Origin of the sequence: Arsenophonus endosymbiont of Apis mellifera, from assembly GCF_903968575.1 — a bacterium.
Classification (GTDB): domain Bacteria; phylum Pseudomonadota; class Gammaproteobacteria; order Enterobacterales; family Enterobacteriaceae; genus Arsenophonus; species Arsenophonus apicola.
On record NZ_CAJCFU010000057.1, the window covers coordinates 1 to 25,642 of the forward strand.

Annotated in this window: 21 protein-coding genes, 1 tRNA gene, 3 other RNA genes and 1 pseudogene; 1 reads left to right on the top strand and 25 read right to left on the bottom strand. The window is 37.6% G+C overall.

The window, feature by feature from the left end; all coding sequences use genetic code 11:
* Positions 1-69 precede the first annotated feature (69 nt).
* The 4 genes from istB to H1X92_RS08525 all read right to left on the bottom strand — a co-directional run bounded on the left by istB (position 70) and on the right by H1X92_RS08525 (position 5,921).
* Positions 70-831, bottom strand: a complete 762-nt coding sequence (gene istB, locus H1X92_RS08510) for an IS21-like element helper ATPase IstB (protein WP_180559740.1) — start codon at positions 829-831, stop codon at positions 70-72.
* On the bottom strand, positions 818-1,858 hold the full coding sequence (gene istA / locus H1X92_RS08515; RefSeq protein WP_180559741.1) for an IS21 family transposase: 1,041 nt from the start codon (positions 1,856-1,858) through the stop codon (positions 818-820). Before istA ends, istB begins: the two co-directional genes overlap by 14 nt.
* Positions 1,859-1,915: 57 nt before the next feature.
* Positions 1,916-5,206 (bottom strand): Ig-like domain-containing protein, encoded by a 3,291-nt coding sequence (locus H1X92_RS08520; RefSeq protein WP_180559742.1) that lies wholly within the window; start codon positions 5,204-5,206, stop codon positions 1,916-1,918.
* A 232-nt stretch (positions 5,207-5,438) separates the two neighbouring features.
* Positions 5,439-5,921 (bottom strand): hypothetical protein, encoded by a 483-nt coding sequence (locus H1X92_RS08525; protein WP_180559743.1) that lies wholly within the window; start codon positions 5,919-5,921, stop codon positions 5,439-5,441.
* Between the two features lie 1,544 nt (positions 5,922-7,465).
* On the opposite strand from H1X92_RS08525, the gene gpmA reads away from it, so the two are divergent.
* A complete protein-coding gene (gene gpmA, locus H1X92_RS08530; protein WP_180559744.1) occupies positions 7,466-8,218 on the top strand; it encodes a 2,3-diphosphoglycerate-dependent phosphoglycerate mutase in 753 nt (250 codons plus the stop codon).
* Positions 8,219-8,270: 52 nt separating this feature from the next.
* Here gpmA and aroG read toward each other — a convergent pair whose 3' ends face one another.
* The 21 genes and pseudogenes from aroG to sucC all read right to left on the bottom strand — a co-directional run bounded on the left by aroG (position 8,271) and on the right by sucC (position 25,632).
* Entirely contained in the window at positions 8,271-9,332 is a 1,062-nt protein-coding gene (gene aroG / locus H1X92_RS08535) for a 3-deoxy-7-phosphoheptulonate synthase AroG (protein ID WP_180559745.1), read from the bottom strand.
* Between the two features lie 204 nt (positions 9,333-9,536).
* Complete coding sequence (pnuC, locus tag H1X92_RS08540; RefSeq protein WP_180559746.1) at positions 9,537-10,256, bottom strand: nicotinamide riboside transporter PnuC; 720 nt, start codon at positions 10,254-10,256, stop codon at positions 9,537-9,539.
* Positions 10,257-10,287: 31 nt separating this feature from the next.
* Positions 10,288-11,328 (bottom strand): annotated as a pseudogene (gene nadA / locus H1X92_RS08545) (quinolinate synthase NadA).
* 263 nt (positions 11,329-11,591) lie between these two features.
* Positions 11,592-11,707, bottom strand: a non-coding RNA gene (locus H1X92_RS08550) — RtT sRNA.
* Positions 11,708-11,748: 41 nt separating this feature from the next.
* Positions 11,749-11,876, bottom strand: a non-coding RNA gene (locus tag H1X92_RS08555) — RtT sRNA.
* Positions 11,877-11,917: 41 nt separating this feature from the next.
* A non-coding RNA gene (locus H1X92_RS08560) (RtT sRNA) lies at positions 11,918-12,045 on the bottom strand.
* Positions 12,046-12,086: 41 nt separating this feature from the next.
* Positions 12,087-12,162 (bottom strand) — tRNA-Lys (locus tag H1X92_RS08565).
* Between the two features lie 145 nt (positions 12,163-12,307).
* Positions 12,308-13,069 (bottom strand): tol-pal system protein YbgF, encoded by a 762-nt coding sequence (ybgF, locus tag H1X92_RS08570; protein ID WP_180559747.1) that lies wholly within the window; start codon positions 13,067-13,069, stop codon positions 12,308-12,310.
* Positions 13,070-13,078: 9 nt separating this feature from the next.
* Positions 13,079-13,576: a peptidoglycan-associated lipoprotein Pal gene (gene pal / locus H1X92_RS08575; protein WP_180559748.1), complete on the bottom strand. Its 498-nt coding sequence runs from the start codon at positions 13,574-13,576 to the stop codon at positions 13,079-13,081.
* Between the two features lie 44 nt (positions 13,577-13,620).
* Positions 13,621-14,913, bottom strand: a complete 1,293-nt coding sequence (gene tolB / locus H1X92_RS08580; protein WP_180559749.1) for a Tol-Pal system beta propeller repeat protein TolB — start codon at positions 14,911-14,913, stop codon at positions 13,621-13,623.
* A gap of 133 nt (positions 14,914-15,046) precedes the next feature.
* Positions 15,047-16,051: a cell envelope integrity protein TolA gene (gene tolA, locus H1X92_RS08585; protein WP_180559750.1), complete on the bottom strand. Its 1,005-nt coding sequence runs from the start codon at positions 16,049-16,051 to the stop codon at positions 15,047-15,049.
* Between the two features lie 34 nt (positions 16,052-16,085).
* Positions 16,086-16,508, bottom strand: a complete 423-nt coding sequence (gene tolR, locus H1X92_RS08590) for a colicin uptake protein TolR (RefSeq protein WP_180559751.1) — start codon at positions 16,506-16,508, stop codon at positions 16,086-16,088.
* Positions 16,478-17,209: a Tol-Pal system protein TolQ gene (tolQ, locus tag H1X92_RS08595; RefSeq protein WP_180559752.1), complete on the bottom strand. Its 732-nt coding sequence runs from the start codon at positions 17,207-17,209 to the stop codon at positions 16,478-16,480. The genes tolR and tolQ overlap by 31 nt, the downstream gene beginning before the upstream one ends.
* On the bottom strand, positions 17,197-17,601 hold the full coding sequence (gene ybgC / locus H1X92_RS08600; RefSeq protein ID WP_180559753.1) for a tol-pal system-associated acyl-CoA thioesterase: 405 nt from the start codon (positions 17,599-17,601) through the stop codon (positions 17,197-17,199). Before ybgC ends, tolQ begins: the two co-directional genes overlap by 13 nt.
* Before the next feature lie 111 nt (positions 17,602-17,712).
* Complete coding sequence (ybgE, locus tag H1X92_RS08605; RefSeq protein ID WP_370520681.1) at positions 17,713-18,015, bottom strand: cyd operon protein YbgE; 303 nt, start codon at positions 18,013-18,015, stop codon at positions 17,713-17,715.
* Positions 18,015-18,137 (bottom strand): cytochrome bd-I oxidase subunit CydX, encoded by a 123-nt coding sequence (cydX, locus tag H1X92_RS08610; protein WP_180559755.1) that lies wholly within the window; start codon positions 18,135-18,137, stop codon positions 18,015-18,017. Before cydX ends, ybgE begins: the two co-directional genes overlap by 1 nt.
* 12 nt (positions 18,138-18,149) lie before the next feature.
* Complete coding sequence (gene cydB / locus H1X92_RS08615; RefSeq protein WP_180559756.1) at positions 18,150-19,289, bottom strand: cytochrome d ubiquinol oxidase subunit II; 1,140 nt, start codon at positions 19,287-19,289, stop codon at positions 18,150-18,152.
* A gap of 17 nt (positions 19,290-19,306) precedes the next feature.
* On the bottom strand, positions 19,307-20,872 hold the full coding sequence (cydA, locus tag H1X92_RS08620; RefSeq protein WP_180559757.1) for a cytochrome ubiquinol oxidase subunit I: 1,566 nt from the start codon (positions 20,870-20,872) through the stop codon (positions 19,307-19,309).
* A gap of 933 nt (positions 20,873-21,805) precedes the next feature.
* A complete protein-coding gene (locus tag H1X92_RS08625) occupies positions 21,806-22,888 on the bottom strand; it encodes a hypothetical protein (RefSeq protein WP_180559758.1) in 1,083 nt (360 codons plus the stop codon).
* A gap of 698 nt (positions 22,889-23,586) precedes the next feature.
* Entirely contained in the window at positions 23,587-24,462 is an 876-nt protein-coding gene (gene sucD, locus H1X92_RS08630; RefSeq protein WP_180559759.1) for a succinate--CoA ligase subunit alpha, read from the bottom strand.
* A gap of 3 nt (positions 24,463-24,465) precedes the next feature.
* The gene (gene sucC, locus H1X92_RS08635; protein WP_180559760.1) at positions 24,466-25,632 is read right to left on the bottom strand and encodes an ADP-forming succinate--CoA ligase subunit beta; all 1,167 of its coding nucleotides are present in this window, start codon (positions 25,630-25,632) and stop codon (positions 24,466-24,468) included.
* Between the last annotated feature and the right edge of the window lie 10 nt (positions 25,633-25,642).

The following is a 25,642-nucleotide window of genomic DNA, read 5'->3' on the forward strand; positions in this document are numbered from 1 at the left end:
GTGTCAACGATCACCGAAAACTGATCCACTTTTTAGCTAAATCCGATCAATCAAAATTGATCCACTGTTTTACTCAGTTATTGCTCCTGAGCGCCGCTTATCTTTCAATCGGTAGCTTTCACCGCTTAATTGCAGTACATGCGAATGATGAAGTAAACGATCAAGCATAGCGGCAGTTAATGTTGCGTCATCAGCAAAAGCACTTGGCCATTGCCCAAATGATAGGTTACTCGTCAATATGACACTGCCATGCTCATAACGCTTGGCAATCACATTGAAAAACAGGTTTGCTTCTTCTCGCCCAAACGGCAGGTATCCAATCTCATCGATAATCAACAATTTTGGTGCCGTCACCGAACGTGATAGATATTGTTTGAGCTTATTTTGTCGTTTGGCAGTTGAGAGTTGCAACATCAGTTCAGCTGCCGTGGTAAAACGGGTTTTCTTCTTGGCCTGTACTGCTTTTAATCCTAACCCAATAGCTAAATGGGTTTTGCCTACACCGCTTGGGCCAAGCAACACGATATTTTCATTACGTTCAATAAAAGTTAATGCGCTTAATTCCTGTATGTGTTGTTTGGGGATCCCCGTTGCAAACTTAAAATCGAACGTATTAAGTTCTTTATGTGCTGGGAATCCTGCCATCCGACTCAAAAGATTACGAGTTCGTTCATCTCGTTGTTGTTGCTCACATTTTAATAGGGACAGTAAAAACTCTCCGTAGCTTTTGTCTTGGGCAATGCATTGTTCGGCAAGTGATGACCAATGAGTCGGAATAGAATTTAATTTCAATGACTCACACAGGTGTTCAATTTGTTCATGCAATAACATGTTCACCTCCCAGCAATGCTTCGTATACGCTGATTGAGTGCTGCAAACTGACAGATTCAAGGGGCGGTACGATACGGATATTAAGCGTATTAGTCTGCGGGATAGATTGGCAAACCCTTGCTGGTAAGGGTAGAAGATACTTAACCTCCTTAGCTAGTCTGTCTGCTGGCTTCTCTAACGTTGTTCCATGAATCCGCTGATGGGCAACGCGTTGTAACCATGGACCTACTTTTGCATTAGCTATCTCAATATCCAGTTCAAGATTATGAGCACGAAGGTTGGTATTTAATGGCACGATAAAGCTGTTTTTTAAATAGTGGTTAAAGCGCTCTACTTTCCCTTTCGTTTTTGCCCTGTAGGGTTTGCAAGCCTTCAATTTAAAGCCGTAATCTTTCGACATTTGAAGCATTTCAACATGTAATTTATGTTCACCTTCTGCATAAGCATCCCGTTCGATGATGAGGGATTTTGCGTTATCACACAATACTTCCTGTGGTACACCACCAAAGTAGTCGAAAGCTTCTCGTAAACCTTGTTGCCACGATTCTGCTCGTTCATTATCAAAGAACTTTACATAACTCGCACGCGAATAGCCTAGCGTTGCAACAAACGCTTTCAGAGATTTTTTACCTCGCCGTATGCTGGTGAAGTCTATTTGCATTTGTTGACCTGGCTGTGTTTCAAAACGGACGACAGCTTCAGGAATAATGTTTGGTTTAAATTGACAAACAAATCGGCGTAATTGAGCAATACCACCTTGATAGCCGCTTTCAACTATCTCATCAAATAAGACTGTTGCAGGGATCCAATCAGGTTTAGCCAGTTCAATTCGCTGAAGCAAGTAAGTTTTAAACGGTGCTAATTTAGTCGGTGGTTGACTTCTTTTAGCGTAAGTTGGCATTGTCTGTTGTTGTAAATGATGTTTTACGGTGTTACGCGAAATGCCCAATTCACTGGCAATTTTTCGAAGGCTTTGTCCTTGAGCAAAGCGAACATGAATATCCACAAATATCTCCTTGGTTAACATAAATTACCCGTACAAAAATGTGCGAATAATACCAAGTGGATCAGTTTTAGATGATCGTTAGTGGATCAGTTTTGCATGATCGGTGACATCGGTAATTTCTGCGGTTGTGCCATCGGCTTTAAAGGTGGTCTGCTTGTCAGTCCCTTTGCCATTTACACTAGCCGTAACGGTATAAGTACCCGCTTTATTACTCGTTATCTCGGTAATCGCTTTACCTTCGCTATCGGTTTTAACTTTTTGCTGCGTAAGTTTCGCTTCACCACTGACCGCAAATGTCACCTCAATATTCGGCACCTGGTTACCTTCAGCATCAGTCACTATCGCAGTAACAACATTGGCGGTTTTGCCATCTGCTGGTGAGTTATTGGGATTGATCAGTAAATTGCCGGCTGTAATTTGTGCCGTTTTCTCATCAGCTATAAAGGTGGTCTGTTTGTGGGTCGCTTTATTATTCACTTTAGCAGTAACAGTATAAGCACCGGCTTTTCTACTGGTTACCGTAGCCTTTGCTTGACCATCATTACCGGTTCTTCCTATTACTGTATTGATTAATGCACCATTACTAACGGTAAAAGCCACATCAACGTTAGGTACCAGATTACCATGTTCATCGGTTACCTTGGCTGTGGCCCCATTAGTTGCTATGCCGTTTGCTGGCGCATTATCAGAAGTGATCAACAAATTACTATCGGTAATAACAGCCGTTGAAGTATCTGCAACAAAATTAACCTTTTGCTGTTGAGTTGAATTGTTAATGCTTGCCGTAATAGTAGATCCAACCGCTGTTTTATTAGTGATCTCAAACTTGGCTTCTCCATTAGCGTTCGTATCGACGTTCTTCGATGCAGGCATCGCTCCATTATCTGCCTTAAATACTACACTTACATTTGGCACCAAATTACCATTTGCATCAGTGACTACCGCCTTTAACTGATTTTGTGCTTTACCATCGGCTAATTGATTATCTTTTAATATAATCAAATTACCTTTTTTAATGCTCATCGTGTCGCGATCCGCTTCTAGCAGCACAGTTACTGGCTTAACTTTCAACACTGAACCATTAATTTTAACGCCAAAGGTACTTTGTCCAGCAGTGGTGCCGGTTAATTCGGCGCTATAAACACCTTTAGCAGTCTCATTTATGTTATTAATGTGACTATTAGCCAAACTAGTGCTAAAGGTCACTTTATCACCACTAATAGGATTGCCCTGCGCATCCTTCAGTTCAAGTTTTAAGTTAGCTACCGCTTTACCATTGGCCACAATAGTTGCGGGTTGTGCGGTTAATAATGATTTTTCTGCACTTGGACGGCCAGTGACAAAGGTAACCGACTGCTTTTCTTCCTTACCATTAACTGCAGCGGTAATTTCACTTTTACCCGCTTTAGTATTGGTAACGCCAATAATCAGTTCTCCACGTTGATTAGTATTCGCGCTTCCACTATTGTCAATTATTGCGCCATCGGTGGCGGTCAGAATAATGGGCATATCCGCAACTGTATTACCATGTTTATCAGTTACTAATGCATACAGCGTATTCTTTTCTTTACCATCGGCTAATGCTTTATCCCTGGTAACAGTTAATTTGGCAACCTCAGCTGAATTACGATCCGCGCTGAATTTGAGCGCGCTATGTTTATAATTGCCGTTTTCCATTGTTGCGGTGATCTTGCCTTCGCCCGCCACTTTACTGGTTATATAAATAACCGCTTTTCCTTGGCTATCAGTAGTTGCTGTTATCCCCTTTCCATTGCTAGCACTTTGAGTACCGCTAAACAATGTTGTACCCGATTGACCATCTGACTGTTTTAAACCATCGACATGGAAAGTAATAACTTGTTGAGGTAATGGTTGTCCATGTTCATTAGTGATCACGGCAGTAGTGGTAAAACGATCCTGATTATTTGCAGGTAAAGTTGCATTAGGCTCGACAATCAAATCATTAACCACATTCTTAGAAGGTTTTACTCGTATTATGGTCGTGGCTCTGTTCGATTCATTGTCATTATTATCTATCCCCACCGCACTGATTTGATATTCTTGCGCAGCATTACTTTGTGTCTTATAAACATAAGCCGGTAAAATAATTTCCAATTGGGTTGGTGAAATAACCTTATAATTACCACCATTAGCGAGAAAATTAGCGGGAACTGTCCAGTTGATGGTTTTTAAACCATATTTGGTTTTATTGATGGTAGCAGAAACAATCACTGTTTCTTTTGCTTCCGCTCGCATTTCAGCGGGCAACGAAATATTAATTAATTCCTGTTTGCGATATTGCATAACAATATCATAATTTCGATCGACAAAATCATACTTATTACCAACCAAACTACGCATGACATCAACCGCATCAGGATCTAATTGCTGTGCTAAAGGCACGCCAAAGCGATAAATAATATCCATACCAACCATAGTGTCATTACGGTCACCGGCCGCATGCTCCCCTTTCAAGGTTATTAATGGTACGGGCGTGTAATTTATCCCTAATGTCAATGCATAAGGATCGTCTTTTAATTTATCAGGATCAACACCGGTACCAAGATGGACACCTTTGCCAAAATATTTTTCATATTTGATACTACCACCCAGTTTAGGGTAAGTCGGTAAATAGGCTTCTGCGCGAACATCAAAGCCGGTTGCTGGACGCTCATCATAATCATCCATTATAAATATCTTTGATTGGTGCCAATCAGTTAAGCCAAAATAGCCATTAGCCGCTAATTTCAGATAATCTGTCCAAGCTTCACCACCTAGACCTAAGCGGGCATTACCTCCGGTGTAATCATAGTCATAGAAAGTATTAATGCCATACATCCAATCGCCCCAATATTGACGATAACCTAAACCCAAATTTAAAGTATTTCTGTCTTTATTTGTTCTTAATCCTAATTGGGTAAAAAGCAAACTATTTATGCTATCTATAACAGGTAATAAAAAATCTCCAGTAAATGTTCTATCGCTGCTGATAGAAACACGGGCAGTACCATACTGACTTAACCAATCGTTAAGTCGCTGATTAACCAACCCTTCGCCAATATTTTTTGCATAACCGATAGAAGCATCAACTGCATTTCTATTGGCTAAAATATTGCCAACCTGGCTGGCAATGGAAGCCAAAGCTTGATCTGTATTGTCTTCTGCGGAAGTTTCAGCTCCACCTAAATTAGGTAAAATAGGATTAATTGTCTCGGTGCTGTTAGCCTTGATTTCAAGACTGGGTGGCATTTCTAACGGATAATGTCCTGAACTCAAGCGTTCAGAGGGAAATAGAGAGGTTTCTCCCTGAGATGACGATGTTAAACTCTCTTTAGTAACGATATTATCATGCTCTTTGGCATCATTCATCAGGGATTAAATACCTGAGATAGTATCAGCCATCTCAGCATTTTCGACTGCATTAGCTATTGAGGTAGAAAAAAAAAGGAGGGGAGAAAATAATTGTATTAAAAGTAACCACCACGCTATTATTTTTTTTCCCTTCCATGAAAACTGTGGCATAAGTAATTTACTCTAATATGTACATTCATAGTAAGAAACCACCTTCAGTTAATTAAAGGTGGTAGAATAAGAATAATATTTAAATACTTGATAACGCTTTAACTTTTTCTTTTACGCTTTGAAAACCTGAGAATTGAACTTTTGAGCATAGCGTGTCTAATTTAGTACTTAGGGTCATAGATAATAATTCTTTTGAATCTTTATCCATAATATTTTTATTAACATTTAAAAACGTATAATCCCTGCTAATTTTATTATAATCATTGGAATATTGTTGGTATTTACCGCCATTCGCTTCTTTTAAAAAATTAAAACGGTCAACACATTCATTATTTGACGAGGCAATAGTAATACCATCAAATAACATACCTTTTTTTTCTATATAATTTCGTGCAGGAATACTACTTTGGTTATTGACAATAGTCGCGCCATTTTTATTAGTTTGACTCGCTGTTTTATCATTTAATTTATTATTCATCTTTTTTGACACAGGTACAGAACAAGCATTTAATAAAAACATAGCACCAAATACTAAAGCGCACTTTTGGAAATTAACATTCATAACAAAGCCTTTATTCAATTACGTAGCTAATTAACAAGCTCCATTAAGGAGCCATTTCGAGTGATCCAAACTAATAATTCAGTACTACACAACATCATAAAAATGATAGAAAAAAGTAGTACTAGTTTTTTAATAAAAAAAGATAATCGTTTCGACATATAAAAGTGAATCCTTAAAATTTTATTAATAATAAAGTTAAGTAAAAATTCTCACTTTTAATAAAGTAAAATATCGAATAACTATTAGTCATAGATAAACTATATTTATTAATAATTTGATAGTGGTTGAATTATATTCAAATATAAATTATTTAAATTTTTAAACAAAAATTATTCTCATCAAATAGATGATTAGATTAAAGTATGAACTAAAACAAAAAAACAAGAAAAAATTCTATAAGTTAAGCTTGTAATGAGTGAAATGATATATATAAATATTAAAACGGCAAATCGTTTTAATCGATCATAAGTCAAATATTAATAGATAACAGCTATCAATTATTAACTTATGATCGTTTTCCCCAATGGATTAAATTAATAAAAATCAATAAGATATAAAAAATGAAAACATTTAGATACATATTTAATTATAGTTTAACTATACAGAGATTACAAAATTACATATTATTCGCTTTAAAACGAATATAGAAAATAAAATTAAATGATATTGCAAAATAAATCATTATGAATACAACTAAATAAAAACAACTTAATAACAAATTGACTTTGAATATTCTCAATAATGACCAGGTATTGAATATGATAATTTACACGCTATACATTAATAATCACTAAACGAATATTTTATTTAATCGATTTGGAAACATACTTAATATATGGAAATATAACCTACTGATTGGTATTTTTTATTATACTAATTGTCTTATTCTATTTTGTGCCTGAAACTAACGGAAAAGTTTCTCTTATAAAAGGAAAATTGGAGCCATAAGGCTCCATTTTTTTTATCTATTGTTACAAATATAAATATAGACACATAATTTTAAAATAATTCTACAATATCATTAAAATTTATTATTAATAATTTATTTACATCGCTATTTTATAAATAGCCTATCGGACTAAATAGCTAATTTCTCTAATCTCAGTTTTTATTAATTTATTACATAAATAATTAACATAAATTTCACTTATTTTACTGAAAAGTTTATTTTAGCAAATAATCCATTATCTTTAATGCTTGATATTTTGTTATCATAGCTATAACAAATTTCTTTAATAGGTAAAATCAATATCAAAACTCTTCTATTATTTGCCATAGCTGTTCAGCTTTAATTTTTTAATAACAGATTTATCTGGCTAACACTATTTTAATTTCACTACACTTAAATAATACTTATTTATATAAATAACAAAATAGGTTATTTTTGCACTTTTAAACAACTACTTTAATGGTAGGCTGGTTAAATTAGGGTAGATCTTAGTCAACAATTTGAAAACGACAACAGTTATATTTGGTATTCAGTTTCATGGATAATATAATAATTCAGAACGATTTTAATGAATGTATCAATAGGAGTTTAAACTATGGCAGTAACTAAGCTGGTTCTAGTAAGACACGGCGAAAGCGAATGGAATAAAGAAAACCGGTTCACTGGCTGGACTGATGTTGAACTTTCCGATAAGGGGCGCGAAGAAGCAACAGAGGCAGGCCAGCTATTAAAAAAAGAAGGTTTTATTTTTGACTATGCTTATACATCCGTTTTAAAACGTGCCATTCATACATTGTGGAACATTTTAGATCAAATAGATCAACAGTGGCTTCCCGTTGAAAAAAATTGGCGGCTTAATGAACGTCATTATGGTGCGCTACAAGGTTTAGATAAAGCAGAAACAGCAGCAAAATATGGTGACGATCAAGTTAAACTATGGCGTCGTGGCTTTGAAATTACACCACCAGAATTAACCAAAGATGATTCTCGTTACCCTGGCCATGATCCTCGTTATGCAAATTTGCAACCTTCAGAGCTTCCTGTCACTGAAAGTCTCGCTACCACCATTGAACGTGTTGTCCCTTATTGGGAAGAGGTGATTAAACCTCGAGTTAAAAAAGGCGAAAAAGTCATTATTGCAGCTCACGGTAATTCATTAAGAGCATTAGTCAAACATCTAGATAAGATGAGTGAAGACGAGATCCTTGAACTTAATATTCCAACCGCTGTTCCGCTGGTTTATGAATTTGATGAAAATATGAAACCGATTAAACACTACTATCTTGGTGATCAAGCTGAAATAGCCGCTAAAGCAGCCGCTGTTGCTAATCAAGGTAAAGCAAAATAATTAAATTAAATTTATAAGTATAAGGCCACTTTGTGGCCTTATTAATCATGAATTAGATATGCTTTTTACGACGTATTCGAACAGCTTCAGCTAAACGATATAATAATTTTTTACTATCTTGCCAACCAATACAGGCATCTGTCACACTTTTACCATACTCTAGCGGTTTATTTATACTTATATCTTGATTTCCTTCAACAAGATGACTTTCGACCATTACTCCAATGATTGCTTTTTCACCGTGGCATATTTGATGAGCTACATTTTCAGCCACTTCAAGCTGTTTTTTATATTGTTTACAGCTATTTGCATGACTGAAATCAATCATAATTTGGGCTGACAAGCCTGATTTTTGCAAACTCTCTTTAACAGCTTGGATATCTGATTCACTATAGTTTGGCTTTTTACCACCACGCAAAATAATATGACAATCGAGATTACCGCTAGTATTTACAATTGCTGAGTGACCCCATTTAGTAACCGATAAAAAACAGTGAGTCGCTTTAGCAGCATTAATTGCATCCATAGCCACTTTTATTGTTCCATCGGTACCATTTTTAAAACCTACCGGGCAAGAGAGACCGGATGCTAATTCACGATGAACTTGAGATTCAGTAGTACGTGCGCCAATCGCTCCCCAACTGGTAAGATCTGCCACATATTGAGGTGTGATCATATCAAGAAATTCACCCGCAGTTGGTAAACCTAAATCATTAATTGTTACCAATAAATTACGTGCAATACGCAATCCTTCATTAATATCAAAACTGTTATCCATAAAAGGATCATTAATTAAACCTTTCCAGCCAACAGTTGTACGCGGTTTTTCAAAATAAACCCGCATAACAATTTCTAGTTCATCTTTTAACTCATCATGAATTTTTTTTAGCTTTTGTGCATATTCAATGGCTGCTTTTGGATCGTGAATTGAACATGGACCAATAACAACCAAAAGTCTGTCATCTTTACCAGTTAGAATTTGATGAATTGATTCACGAGCTGTTTGCTCTGTCAAAGCGGCTTTATCTGTTGCCGGAAATTTTTCTAGTAATGCAACTGGCGGTAATAACTCTTTTATCTGTTTAATTCTAATGTCATCATTCTTATAAGTCATCTTTTCTGCTCAATGTATCGCTTTTTAGCCAATATATTCTCTAAAATAAATAAAAGATGAACTCAATTTAACCTCTAGAGATAAAAGTGTAAATATGCACTAATATTTATATTATAAAGATTTAATCAAAATATATAATATGATATAAATTTCTTAATCGTTAATTTTAAAAATATTATACGGTTATACCAATACAAGTAACAATCAATTAGCTAAAAATATCGAACCATTTTCTTTAGCTGACCGACGCCAAAGTCGAAAACCATTGATTGAAATACCGAGTAACATCAAGTATTCAAATGACATTGCTAAAACACCCTGCAAGTAAAAAATGACAACACTAATAATATTGATAATAATCCATAGTAACCAGTTTTCTGCATATTTTCGTGTCATTAGTACCATAGCAATAATCGAGAGTACCATCATTACTGAATCCCAAAAAGGGAATGCATCGGGCTCTATTTGTACAGGTTCAATATGAAAGCCTAATAAATGGGCGATATCCCAAGTAATCTGAGTAAGAAAAATAAACACTTTATCAATGTTAAAACTTAATAGCAGCGTTGAAATAATAGCGATAAATAAAGTTACCACTACTTTTGAAAAACTCATCCAGCGAATCTTAAGCCTTAATTCATGATAAGCATCTACTCGACTCCAAGCGTACCAACCATATGTATTTGCTGCAAAAAAGAAAATTTGTAACAATAAGCTAGCATACAATTGAATTTGAAAAAAAATTACAGCAAATAATGTAACGTTTATTAAACCAAAAAGATAATTAATAATTTTTTCCTGGCTAGCAAGCCAAATACATAAAAATCCGGCTATCGTAGCCACAGCTTCTATATAAGATAAGTTATAACCATTGCTGCCAAGAGCAATATGTACCATAGTATTACTAGTATTGAAAAACTCCATTCCTCTTACCCTATTAACACTTATAATTCAGTCACTTAATGTTAGCAGCAAACGACAACATCCGCTCCAAAGGTTTTAATGCTCTCTCTCTTAATTCACCATTAATAGATATTTCGTGTAATTCACCTTCTTTTTTTAGTCCTTGTTCAATAGTTTTTAAGCTGTTCATTGCCATCCAAGGACAATGTGCACAAGTTCGGCAGAACGCACTTTCACCTGCCGTTGGCGCAATATAAAATGTTTTATCTGGACATGCTTGCTGCATTTTATAAAAAATACCTTTATCTGTTGCCACGATTATTTGCTGATTAGGCAAATTTTGCGCAGCTTGGATCAATTGACCGGTTGAGCCAATTGCATCTGCAAAATCAACAACAGCTGCTGGGGATTCTGGATGCGCTAATATTGCCGCATCAGGATACAACACTTTCATTTTCTTCAAGGCTTGAATTTTGAATTCATCATGTACAATACAAGTAGCTTGCCAGCAAAGAATATCTGCTCTTGTTTTTCTTTGTACATAATTACCTAAATGACGATCCGGTGCCCAGATAATTTTTTGTCCTTGACTATCTAAATAATCAATTAATTCAACTGCAATACTGGAAGTTACAACCCAGTCAGCTCTAGCCTTAACTGCGGCAGAAGTATTGGCATAAACAACCACTGTTCGCTCTGGATGTTGATCACAAAATTCAGCAAATGGCTTTGCGGGACACCCTAAATCTAATGAGCACTCCGCTTTCAATGTTGGCATTAATATTGTTTTTTCAGGATTTAAGATTTTGGCCGTTTCTCCCATAAATCTAACTCCAGCAACAACTAAAGTCGATGCCGGATGTAGTGAGCCAAAACGTGCCATTTCCAGTGAATCAGCTACACAACCACCGGTTTCTTCGGCTATAGCTTGAACGTCAGGATCGGTATAATAATGCGCGACTATAACCGCATTTCTCTTTTCCAACAATAGTTTAATAGATTATTTACAATGTTTTTTTTCACTATCTGTCAAAGGCGCTGACCTAATAGGAAATGGATAGCTAGCTAAATTGAAATCAATAAAATTAGACATTTTTCACTCGTTTGTTTAGTATTTAAATTAAAAATAATCTTTTTTAGCAAAAAAGACTATTTCTTTGCCTCTTTTGTTTCATATACTAAACAAGATAATCAATATTTAAAATTTTGTCGCTTAATTTTTACTATCAAATAGCGCTAGATAATCGATTTATCTATCTGGTTGCATAATAAAAATAAATACTGTTTTTCATCCGCATTCAGTATCCAGATAAGATGAAATTAGCTTTTGGCTGAAATAGTAGCAATATCTTTAGATGCTGGATCGTACAGGATCACTTGGCTTACGACCCCGCCCTGCGGGTCGTTGTGCTGTCTCGCTGCGCTCGACTCGAACCTACACAGCTTCTCATCCTGTACTCGCATTGCGATATATTATTTTTGGTTTTTTGGAAAGCATGAAGATATCTTTAGATGATGGATTGTACAGGATCACCCGGTCTACGGCCCCACCCTGCGGGTCGTTGCGCTTGGCACAAGGCTGTCTCGCTGCGCTCTACTCGAACCTACACAGCTTCTCAACCTGTACTCGCATTGCAATATATTATTTTAGTTTCTTTGCAAAGTAGGAAGAGTTTTTTAGATGGTGGGTCGTACAGGATCACCCGGTCTACGGCCTCGCCCTGCGGGTCGTTGTGCTTGGCACAAGGCTGTCTCGCTGCGCTCGGCTCGAACCTACACAGCTTCTCATCCTGTACTCGCATTGCAATATATTATTTTAGTTTTGTTGGAAAGTAGGAAGAGTTTTTTAGATGGTGGGTCGTACAGGATTCGAACCTGTGACCAATTGATTAAAAGTCAACTGCTCTACCGACTGAGCTAACGACCCATCTGAAGTTACCTGAGCTGATGGCGGTGTATATTACTTATTTTTACTAAGGGTGCAATTGTTTTTTTACTGAATGAATTTAAATGCTTATTAATCACACAATTATCCCCGAAATAAACAGCAGTATATACTTCGGGGCTATTCATTAGAGTGATGCTAATTTTTTCTCTGCCAATTGCGCACTCGGACTGCCAGGATAAGCTTTAATCACTTGTTGATAAACAACTCGTGCTTTATCATTTTGCCCTTTTTCTTGCATCAGTAACCCTACTTTATAAAGGGATTCTGCCCCTTTGGGTGAATTAGGGTAGTTTTTTACGACGGTAGCAAAATAAAAAGCCGCATCATCTTTATTTCCCTGATTATAATTCAATTGTCCAAGCCAATAATTAGCATTGGGCTGATAATTAGATTTAGGGTAAGCTTTGATAAAATGCTGAAAAGAACTAATTGCCTGGGCAATCTGCTGTTTAGATTTGCTCTTTATAGCAAGTGCAACCGCCGTATCATAGTCAGCCTTTTCATTCGCTGGTTCAGCCGTGCCAATAGCATTACTGCTATTACTACTTTCAGTATTTGCTTTGACTTTATTTGCACCAGTGGTCAATGAATCCAACTGGATATAAAGATCTTTTTGTCGTTCAATAACTTGAATTAACTGATATTGGTTTTCCTGAATTTGACCACGCAATGTATCAATGTCTCGCTGAGCATCCGATAACTGCTGCTGAATTTGATATAATAATTGCCCTTGAGAATTAACCGCTGTCTCAATTTGAAGAAGACGATCACTGGTAGAGCCTGAGCCGACATTAATGATTGGCGCTTGGGCAGTAGCGACTGCTGTAGCCGCTACGCCAACCAATAACGACAGACTCAAATAAAGATGTCTGAAGTTACTGTTCATGTAATACTCTTAATATGCCAGTACCGCACGACGGTTTTTAGCATATGCTGTTTCGTCATGACCCAGTACCGCCGGTTTTTCCTTACCATAAGATACGATAGCAATTTGCTCACCGTTGACGCCTTTGCTCTGCAAATACATTTTCACAGCATTAGCACGACGCTCACCAAGGGCAATATTATACTCTGGTGTACCGCGTTCGTCAGCATGGCCTTCAACAGTAATTTTTACTGAAGGATTACCGCGCATGAAAGCTGCATGCTGATCTAAAATTTGTGCATACTCTGGAGCAACATCGTACTTATCGAAACCAAAGTAAACAATATTGTTACTTTGCAATTCTTGCATCTGCTGACGAGCCAATTGCTCAGCAGAAAGGCTAGCATTGCTATCTACTACATTGTTTTCAGTACCTGTCTTGTCATTGCCTTTTTTTGAGCTACATGCTGCAACGGCTAGCATAGGTAACGCTAACATTAGCCCTTTAAGCACTTTATTCAATTGCATCTTGTTCGATCCTTTAATAGTTATTAAATACTTATTATTATGCATCACAAATACGGCGACCAGGCAGGAAATTTAACCTGTCCATCAGTTGCCGGCAGACGCGCTTTGAAACGCCCATCCGTTGATACCAGTTGTAATACAGTACCTAACCCTTGTGAGGAGCTATAAATTACCATAGTACCATTAGGTGCAATACTCGGCGTTTCATCCAGAAACGTATCCGTCAAATATTCAACGTTACCCGTTGCCAGATCCTGTTTAGCAATGTGCTGTTTACCATCACTCGAGTTGACCATTACCATAAACTTACCGTCAGGGCTGACGCTTGGATCCTGGTTTTGCTTGCCTTCCCAAGTAATACGCTCTGGCACACCACCATTAATATTTAGTTTGTATATTTGTGGACGTCCAGCTTGATCAGTAGTGTAAATAAGTGTCTGACTATCTGGCATCCAGTTTGGTTCAGTATTGTTACTGCGACCATCGGTTATTTGGCGAGTTTGGCCACTGGCCAAATCCATTACATAAAGATTTAAACTACCGCTCTTTGACAGAGCAAAAGCCAGCTTGGTTCCATCAGGGGAGAAAGTAGGTGCACCATTATGCCGCGGGAAAGCGGCAATTTGGCGGACTTCACCCGTTGCTAACGTTTGTATAACCAACGCAGAACTGCCGCTTTCAAAGGTTACATAAGCTAATTTTTCTCCATCAGCTGACCAGGCTGGAGACATGAGAGGTTCGGGCGAGCGATGGACAGTAAATTGATTATAACCATCATAATCTGAAACCCTTAATTCATAAGGAAACTTTCCACCATTGGTTTTCACTACATAAGCAATACGAGTACGAAATGCACCTCGAATACCGGTTAATTTGGCAAAGACTTCGTCACTAATAGTATGTGCTGCATAGCGTAACCATTTTGCCGCTACTTTCAATTGATTTTGCGTTAATACAGCGCCAGGAGAGTTCACCACATCAACCAATTGATAGCTAATAATATATTGCCCATCAGCAGCAGGTTGTACCTGGCCAACAACAACCGCGTTGATACCTAATGCCGTCCAAACAGTGGGGGTGACTTCCGATGCGGTGGTTGGTTGTTGAGGCATATGACTGGGATCAATCGGATTAAATTTACCGCTATTTCGTAAATCAGCCGCAACAATTTGTCCTACATTGTCGGGTAAAGTACCTGTTCCTGTCCATTTAAAAGGTACAATAGCAATAGGCTGTGCTGTATTGATGCCTTGAGTAATTTCAATACGAATTTCTGCCTGAGCATATGCCGCCCATAGTATTAGAAAACCTAATAATAATTTAAATGCCTGCTTCATTTTTTCTTCCTTATCACGTATTCACGTCCGTAATAATTAGCTTAAATATTAACAAAGGTGAATACACAAAACCAGATAACTGAAAAACTTTTGTTAATTTTCCTAGCCTTATGCTATTCATAACACTCATTAACTAAGGTTTGAACACTAAAGAACTTCCCTCTTTATTAAATGCATCATAAATACTACGACTAGGCGGTTTAGGCATTATCGCTGTCTTGGCTGCAAGTATCGCTGCGTCACAGAGTGATTGATCATTTGCTGCACTAGTTTTAGCTGCAATACTAATTAACATACCGTCAGGAGCGAGTTTTATGCTTAATTCGCATGTTTTGCCGCGATAAATATCAGCATTATAAAATTTGCTCTGAATCGCGGCTTGGATCTTGCTCTGATAATTAGCCACGTCTGAACTAGATGCCCCGCTTCTTCTATTTGCTCCTTGACCCGCCGCTGCTGCACCTCCTGTTTGCTGAATTGGTTGTTGAGCAGTTAACCCGCCGAGCAGATCTTCAACCGCAGCAGCCTGTTTTGCTGCATCGGCTTTTTTCTTAGCTGCCAATGCCTTAGCAGCTTTTTCAGCTTTTTCTTTGGCTTCAGCTTGTGCTTTAATCTTGGCTATTTCAGCCTCTTTTTTAGCTTGCGCTTCTGCTTTCGCTTTTGCCTCTGCTTGCTCTTTTATTAGCCGCTCTTGTTCTGCTTTGGCTTTAGCGGCAGCCTCTTCAGCAATTTTCTGTTGTTCTTTCGCTTTTTTGGCCGCTTCTTCTGCTTGCTTGCGTTGTTGCTCGGCTTCTCGTTCTATTTTAATACGCTGCTCTTCAACCATTTTTAAGCGTTTTTGTTCTTCTTCCTGCTGTTTTCGTAGTTCTTCTTCTTGTTGTTGCAGACGTTTCTTTCGCTCAGCATCTGCTTGTTTGGCACTAGTTTGCTGCCGTTGCAGTTGGTTATACTGTTCTATTACGGCACTTGGATCAACCATGATAGCATCGACCACTTCACCACCTTGACCGCCACCACCAAGTTTAATAATTTCATTCAGTGAACCCAAAATGATAAAACCAAATAGTAAAAAGTGAAGTATTATAGAGAGTACGACAGAGCGACTCAGTTTATTTTTTTGCTCTTTTGTCTTTCTCACAACAGATTTCCAAACAAGTAATTATGCAATTACATCAAATAGGCTGAGTCATAAAGCCAACCGATTTAATGCCAGCTTGATGAAGTATATTTAGCGCTTTAATAACTTCTTCATAAGGTACATCTTTAGCGCCGCCAATTAAAAAAATGGCCTGTGGATTTTTTACCAATGCGGCTTTTGTTATTGCCGCAATCTGTTCTGGCGGTAAAAGCTCTTCCCGATGACCATCAATAATAACACTGTATTGCCCTACGCCAGCGACTTCAAGAATAATGGGCGGATTATCACTGCCTGACACAATTTCTGCTTGTGCCGCATCAGGTAATTCCACTTTTACGCTTTGCGAAATAATCGGAGCCGTTGCCATAAAGATCAATAACAGTACCAACAGTACATCCAATAAAGGAACGATGTTAATTTCAGATTTCAGTTCACGTCTATGTCGAGTCCGTGCCATCTTTCTGTTCTCCGCATTAATTGCTTTTCAGAAGCAAAAGCTTGACGATGCAAAATGGCTAAGAATTCTTCCATAAAATTGTCATAACTTTGTTCCAATTTATTGACTCGCTGATTCAGGCGATTATAAGCCATTACAGCTGGAATAGCGGCAAACAAGCCGATTGCCGTTGCAATTAAGGCTTCAGCAATACCCGGAGCGACCATTTGTAATGTTGCCTGTTTAACCGAACCTAAAGCGATGAAAGCATGCATGATTCCCCATACGGTACCAAATAATCCGATGTAAGGACTTATTGATCCTACCGTACCTAAAAAGGGTATATGCGCCTCCAATGATTCTAACTCACGATTCATTGATATTCGCATAGCTCTAGATGCGCCATTCATTACAGCTTCTGGGGTATGAAGATTAGCTTGGCGTAAACGAGCAAATTCTTTAAAGCCAGAATAAAAAATCTGTTCTGATCCAGTTAATGTATCACGCCGAGCCTGACATTCTTTATAGAGACGTGATAGCTCAATACCGGACCAAAAACGATCCTCAAAAGCTTCCGTTTCTCGAGTTGCTGCATTTAAAATTTTGCTTCGTTGAATAATAATAGCCCAAGAAGCAATAGAGAATCCTATGAGGATCAACATGATAAGTTGAACCAAAAAACTCGCTTTGAGGAATAAATCTAAGATATTCATGTCAGCCACTGCTTAAACTCCGCCACAATAGACTCAGGAAGCCCGATTGGCTTCATTTCAGAGGTATCAATAGAAACAATAATTATTTCTGCTGTGCAAATTTCTTTTCCTTGCTGATTAATTAATCGTTGCAGAAAAGTCAATGATGTACGTTGAACATGGTTAATTTTTGTTTCAACGGTTAATAAATCATCCAATTTAGCAGGGTATAAATAGTCAATTGTCATTTTACGTACGACAAAGGCTAAATTTTGTTCTCGTAATTTCTGCTGTTCAAATCCTTTTTCTCGTAACATTTCCGTTCTAGCACGCTCGAAAAAATGCGCATAACGTGCATAATAGACTATACCTCCCGCATCAGTATCCTCGTAATAAACACGGATAGGCCAGCAAAACAGCATATTTTACTCCCCTCGCTATCAATTAATTACCCGTCACTATACTTAAGTGAATCATCTATTGGAATGATTTATAAATAAAGTTACAAAAAAATAGTGAAATATAAACTTATTTTAAGAAATGAAACTCATACGCAAGAAATAAAATAGTCCGCAAACCAGGATCAAAATAGCAGGTAATGGATGAAAAAAATAACGCCAAAACGCTTTGTTAGGTAAAAACCCAATACCAAATATTATCCCACTACAAGTTGCCCAAATTAGCAATAATTCCTGCCATGTAGCAAGAGAACTGGTATTTGCGGCAAATAATGTTGGATCCCAGAGTACACAAAAAGCCATGGCAAATGCCATAAACAGGATAAGGATCCGAAACGGACCCTTATGCATTGCTGAGTAGATTTTATCTACCATTATCATTCACCAGGATGGTTAGCTTTGTTAGCCGCATTAGCTTCAACCTGCTCAATAGCCAGAGCTGCAATGACAGCGAAACTACAAGCAAGTAGCGTTCCTAAAATCCAAGCAAAATACCACATGCTATTCGCTCCTTAATATAATGAATGCTTGTTATTTTCAATATGCATTTTGTCAATGCGACCAAACATTTTGTAATAACACCAAATTGTATACGCCAATATTATTGGCACAAAAATGATGGCAACAACCGTCATCACTTGTAATGTAAACAAGCTTGAAGTGGCATCCCAAATCGTCAAACTGGCATTAGGCTGTATACTTGAAGGCATAATGAATGGGAACATACTAATGCCGAAAGTTAAAATAATACATGCAATTGTCAGTGATGAGAATAAAAATGCCCAGCCGGCTTTATCAAGCTTGGTACCTAAGATAGTCAGTATGGGAAAAATTAAGCCCAGTATAGGTAATGCCCATAAGCCGGGATGATTATTAAAATTAACCAACCATGCCCCAGCTTCTTTTACTACTTCTTTATGTAGCGGATTAGAAACGGCATAGGTATCGATGTTACTTTTAATCGCATAACCATCAATCCCATATATCAACCAAAAGCCAGCCGCTGCAAAAGCGATTAAGGTTAAAAAAGCGGTAATATAAGTGATATTACGTGAACGTAAATGTAATTCACCTACCGTGCGCATCTGAAGATAAGTTGCGCCTTGGGTAATTATCATCATTATAGAAATAATGCCCGCTAATAAACCATAAGGATTAAGTAACCCCAAAAATGAGCCGGTGTAATTCAAATATAATTGGTCATTGACTGCAAAAGGAACGCCCTGTAACAAATTGCCAAAAGCAACACCAATGATCAGTGGAGGAACAAAGCTACCAATAAATATGCCGCGATCCCACATATTGCGCCATTTGGAATTCTCAAGCTTTGAACGATAGTCAAACCCTACCGGTCTGAAAAATAGTGACGCCAAGACTAATATCATGGCAACATAAAAACCTGAGAATGCCGCTGCATAAACCATCGGCCAAGCCGCAAATAGTGCACCACCCGCAGTCACTAGCCAAACCTGATTACCATCCCAATGCGGTGCGATTGAATTGATCATGATGCGACGCTCAGTATCTGTTTTTCCCATAAATGGTAATAAGATACCAACACCAATATCAAAACCATCAGTCACGGCAAAACCGATCAGCAACACACCAATCAGTAGCCACCATATAAATCTTAGAACTTCATAATCAAACATGAATGGACTCCTGTTTACTAAGCTTCTTGGGCTGAAATATTTTGTTGCTCATAATGATAACGACCTGTTTTAAGACTACTCGGCCCTTTACGTGCAAATTTGAACATTAAGAACAATTCAATAACCAAGAACAAAGTATACAGACCACATATTAGCGCCATCGAGAAAATTAGATCTGCACTACTTAATGATGAATGCGCAACCGCTGTCGGTAAAATTTCACCAATTGCCCACGGTTGGCGGCCATATTCAGCAACAAACCAACCAGATTCAACCGCAATCCATGGTAACGGAATACCGAACATAGCTAAACGCAAAAGCCATTTTTTCTCTCCAATACGGTTACGAATAACAGACCAAAAGGATAAGCCAAAAATAAGCAACATTAGGAAGCCACAAGCCACCATAATGCGAAACGCCCAGAATAGCGGTCCAACTTTAGGAATACTATCTTTGGCTGCCGCTTTAATATGTTCTTCACTGGCATCAACAACATTAGGCGTATAGCGTTTTAACAATAATCCATAGCCAAGATCTTTTTTATTTGTATCAAATGCTTTTCGTGTAGCAGGATCGTTATCACCAGCCTGTAATCGTTTTAACAGTGCATAGGCTTTTATACCATTACGGATACGAACTTCATGTTGCGCCATTAAATCTTTTAAACCCAAAACCGGCGTATCGATAGAACGGGTGGTAATAATTCCCATTAACCATGGAATTTCCACTGCGAATTCATTTTTCATTTTTTCGCTATTGGGTATAGCAATAAGATTAAATGAGGCCGGCGGTGGTTGGGTTTCCCATTCAGCTTCAATAGCGGCTAATTTGGTCTTCTGCACATCACCCATTTCATAACCCGATTCATCACCCAAGACAATGACAGATAGTACTGAGGCGATACCAAAACTTGCCGCTATCGCGAAAGAACGTTTAGCAAAGGGTCGATCACGGCCTCTGAGTAAGTAATAAGCACTAATGCCTAAGATGAACATGGCACCCGTACAATAGCCTGCCGCAACGGTATGAACAAATTTAACTTGTGCCACGGGATTTAAAACTAATTCTGAAAAACTGAGCATTTCCATTCGCATGGTTTCAAAGTTAAAATCAGAAGCAATCGGGTTTTGCATCCAACCATTAGCAACTAAGATCCATAGCGCAGAAAAATTAGAACCCAACGCAACCAGCCATGTGCTAGCTAAGTGTTGGGTTTTACTTAAACGATCCCAGCCAAAAAGAAATAAACCAACAAATGTTGACTCCAGGAAGAACGCCATTAATCCTTCAATTGCCAGTGGCGCACCAAAAATATCACCAACATAATGGGAATAGTATGACCAGTTAGTCCCGAATTGGAATTCCATGGTCAAACCGGTTGCAACACCTAAGGCAAAGTTAATAGCAAATAACTTACCCCAGAATTTAGTCATATCTTTATATATCTGTTTACCTGAAATAACATATACCGTTTCCATTATGGCTAGTAAAAACGACATACCAAGTGTTAATGGCACAAACAGGAAATGATACATTGCAGTTAAGGCAAACTGTAACCGGGACAGTTCGACAATATCAAACATCTTGACTCCTTGCTCCTAGCAGGAAGACACCGACTTGCGGCGACCTGACTTTCATAATGCAAAGATGAAAGCCTCATAACTACCAGCTTTATACATCTTAAAATAACGATAAAAAATTTATCAAAATACAACAAACATCTTAATAATAGTACGCTTATATACACTTATAATAAATAGATTTAATACGATTAAGATTGAAATTTTGCGATTAAATCAACATACCACTACATTTAAATACTAGCCAAATTTGATCCACAATAAATTTTTGAAAAATGAAAGCAAAACTCATGTTATTATTTGATTTAAATCAATTTTTATTAAAATCATCAATAGCTTAAATAGCGACTTATTTTTCAGTAGATGTTAATAAAATAGGCAATAATTCATTCTAACAATTTACCGTTAGATGGCTTGGAACGACAAGCCAAAACGTGATTTAACAAACCCGAAATTGGATCTTTTCAATCCGTATAACGTCATTTTTGCTCGTGAAAAACTAAGTTTACCAACATTTCTCACAGCCTAAACATAAAAAAAGCCACTATCTATAGTGGCTTTTACTAATCATAGTATGAATCAGGTTATTTACTAGTCACTAATTAGTTAACGGCTGCCCCATTCGGTTAAACTACGAACCGTTTTACTCCTACCGCTTCGAAAGCAACAAACTTCCTATTTGCGCTATCTTTGCCGCCAGCCATGCTTCGGTATTGCTGTCATAAAAAAACCGCTAAAAATGGGCAAGACACGCAAATTTATTCCCAGCAAAAATATAGCAGTAGAGGGAACGCCAACTATAACGCTTCGTTACCGATTGGCTGTGCACTAAAAAAAAACCGAAGTGGTTGAATGCTGAATTTTTGCAAGGCCGATAGCCTGAATGATGCGATCCTGTTCAACGAAGCCCTAACTAACAGGGCTTTTTTATGGTGTTTAAAAACTCAACTTAAACAAAACAATAGCCGGTATATCAAAATGCTCTTGGCTATCGAAGGTTAATTCAATATTTCCTTCATTACCATAACTGTCAACAACCTCAATAACAGGATTATTAATTACATCTTTCCAGCCTTGTTGATATAAAGCACTACTAACCGGAATAGTATTTTTATATAAAATTAAGTTAACAGCACCACTTTTATCATCGATATATTCTTTTCTTATTTTAGGATTACAGAGATATTTAGTCGGATAATTACTATTATTATCATTAAGTATATAAAAGCCATCAATATCAATAACGTCATTCATTGAGTACCATAAATTGACCTGATAACTATTTTGCTGACTTTTACCAATAACCGCACAGGGATAGTGAGGTTCTTTAAATATAGAAAAACATTTAAAAACCTGTGGACTTCTTACAACATGCATTTCCTGACTCATATCCTGATTTTTTATTGGATGATAAGAAATAACATGTTCTTTAAAGAAGTTATTTACACCGGTTTCTTTACTTGGAAGAATCTTGATAATTGAACTCTCTATTTTTCCCTTGTAAGAAGAAGGCGCATTACTAGAGTAAAACGTTTGATAATTCAACTCAGCAATGTCAGATAATACGCCCGCTTGTATCGTAATATTATCTTTATCACTGTAACGGATGGGTTCTCTGGCAATGATGGTAATATTTTTCGGGTTTTTAAATTCATTGCCTTCTTTGCCATTGGGGCCATTTTTGGTCGAGGTACCAAATTGGGAAGTGTTAAATTTACCCACCCCAGGAATATCAATACCACCAGCAATAACAACTCCATTATCCTGTCTGTCACAGCAAACAAACTTATGGATACTAATAAAACCATCATCCATCACATCAATTTTTTCATGCCGAGCATCGGCGCTTTGGATATATTCAATCACTTTGTTATATCCATTATCTTTGTCGGATATTTTCCAGCCCGATTTCAAGTCATTACCCGAAAAGAAGTCACAAAGAAAAATATGTTCTCTTACATCCTCTTCTTTTAATGAAATAGGTGAAAGACTTTTATCAATAATACGTAGAGTAACCATGACCTATACCTGATTTTTACCATTGCCATAAATTGCAGCTTTATTATTAACCGAATTTGGAAAATCTATACTTAAATGGGTAAGTTGATAAAAATCCTGCCAAATATTATATGAATTCACAGCAGCCTCCGGAAATCAAAAAATAAAGAAATATGTTTTATAAAAAATTTGATTAAAGAAATTTTTAAATTCTTTATTTTTATCTTCAAATAATATTTTATACTTTACTATTTAATAAAAAATAAAAACCATGATAAATAAATTTCACCTAAGTAACAAATGGTTAGATTTAAATAATTATTATATTTATGTTAAAAATAATATAAATTTATATTTATTAGAGTAAAATAAAATTATGATATTGAATGTTAATCGTTTTTTATTTTATAACTATTTTTAACCGCACAATAAAATTGAATTATTTTTTATTTCTCATCACCACCTAGTAGATTTAATTCTCGTAAATATAATTGTTAAATACATTTTGGCTGATTTTTGCTAAGAAAACTAAATAACAGAATTGAGGCTATAGCAGAATGGTATATAAACCCGTCAAAGATGAGATTTATATCTGTAAGTTAAAATTATAAAATGGTTATCAAGTAGATAATATCAAAATATATCTATATATCAATAATTTATATAGTCAAAAAAGCCACTATCTATAGTGGCCTTTACAAATCATAGTATGAATCTGGTTATTTACCAGTCACTAAATGCTTAACGGCTGCGCCAATTTCGGCTAAACTACGAACTGTTTTTACCCCTGCCGCTTCTAAAGCAGCAAACTTCTCATCAGCGGTACCTTTACCGCCAGCAATGATGGCGCCAGCATGACCCATACGCTTACCTTTGGGGGCCGTTACGCCAGCAATATAAGCAACGACGGGTTTGGTGATATGTTGTTTAATATAAGCGGCCGCTTCCTCCTCCGCTGTACCACCAATTTCACCAATCATAACGATAGCTTCAGTTTGTGGATCTGCCTGGAACAATTTCAATATATCAATAAAATTTGAACCAGGAATAGGATCACCACCAATTCCGACACAAGTCGATTGGCCTAAGCCTGCATCGGTTGTCTGCTTAACTGCTTCATAAGTTAAGGTGCCAGAGCGTGATACAATACCGACTTTGCCAGGTTTGTGGATATGTCCGGGTTGGATACCAATCTTACATTCACCCGGGGTAATAATACCCGGGCAGTTTGGCCCTATCATTCTTACCCCAGTTTCATCTAACTTTGCTTTCACTGTTAGCATATCTAAGGTAGGGATCCCTTCGGTTATGGTAATAATCAGTTTGATGCCACTATTGATCGCTTCAAGAATCGAATCTTTGCAGAATCGAGCTGGCACATAGATTACCGATGCGGTTGCACCTGTTGCTTTTACCGCTTCGCGTACTGTATTAAAAACCGGTAATCCTAAATGTGTGGTTCCGCCTTTACCTGGCGTTACACCACCGACCATTTTTGTTCCATAAGCAATTGCCTGCTCTGAGTGAAAAGTTCCTTGGCTACCGGTAAAGCCTTGGCAGATAACTTTAGTATTTTTATCAATTAAAATAGACATGACTTATTTCGCCTCCGCCGCTGCTACTGCTTTTTCTGCCGCATCGGTCAAACTGGTTGCAGCCGTGATCTGTAGGCCACTATCCGCTAACTTTTGTGCTCCTAGCTCAGCATTATTACCTTCAAGACGAACAATGACCGGGACTTTAACCCCAATTTCTTTAACTGCGCCAATAATACCATCAGCAATCAAATCGCAGCGAACAATGCCACCAAAAATATTGACCAAAACAGCTCTAACATTTTCATCATATAAGATAATTTTAAATGCTTCTGTTACCCGTTCTTTCGTGGCTCCACCACCAACATCAAGAAAATTAGCCGGAGCACCGCCATGCAACTTGACAATGTCCATGGTTCCCATGGCTAAACCAGCCCCATTAACCATACAACCAATATTGCCATCTAAAGCAACATAGTTTAATTCCCATTCTGATGCATGAGCTTCACGCGGATCTTCCTGAGAAATATCACGCATCTTCTGTAATTCTGCTTGGCGGTAGAGTGCATTACTATCAACACTAAGCTTTCCATCCAGACAAATTAAATCCCCTTGCTTAGTTATGACCAGGGGATTAATCTCGATTAATGCCAGATCACGCTCGAGAAAAATTGTCGCTAATCCGATAAATATGTTGCTAAACTGCTCAACTTGTTTGCCGCTTAAGCCTAACTTGAAAGCAAGCTCACGACCTCGATAAGGCATGGGACCAGTTAAAGGGTCAATAATGGCTTTGTGGATAAGTTCCGGAGTCTGTTCTGCCACTTTCTCAATTTCAACGCCGCCTTCAGTCGATGCCATAAAGACTATCCGACGAGTGGCACGATCTATCACCGCCCCTAAATAAAGCTCTTTATCAATATCCGTTGCTGCTTCTACTAAAATTTGATTAACAGGCTGTCCATGGGCGTCGGTTTGGTAAGTGACTAAGCGTTTTCCTAACCAATTTTCAGCAAAAAGCCGGACTTCGTCGCGATTATTAACCACTTTGACACCACCCGCTTTACCTCGGCCACCCGCATGCACCTGACACTTTGCCACCCAAGGACTATTACCCAATTTTGTCGTGGCATCTTCTGCTTCTTTTACTGTTTTACAAGCATAACCGGTCGGTACTGGCAAACCATACTGCGCAAACAGCTGTTTTGCCTGATATTCGTGTAAGTTCATGATGCTCTAT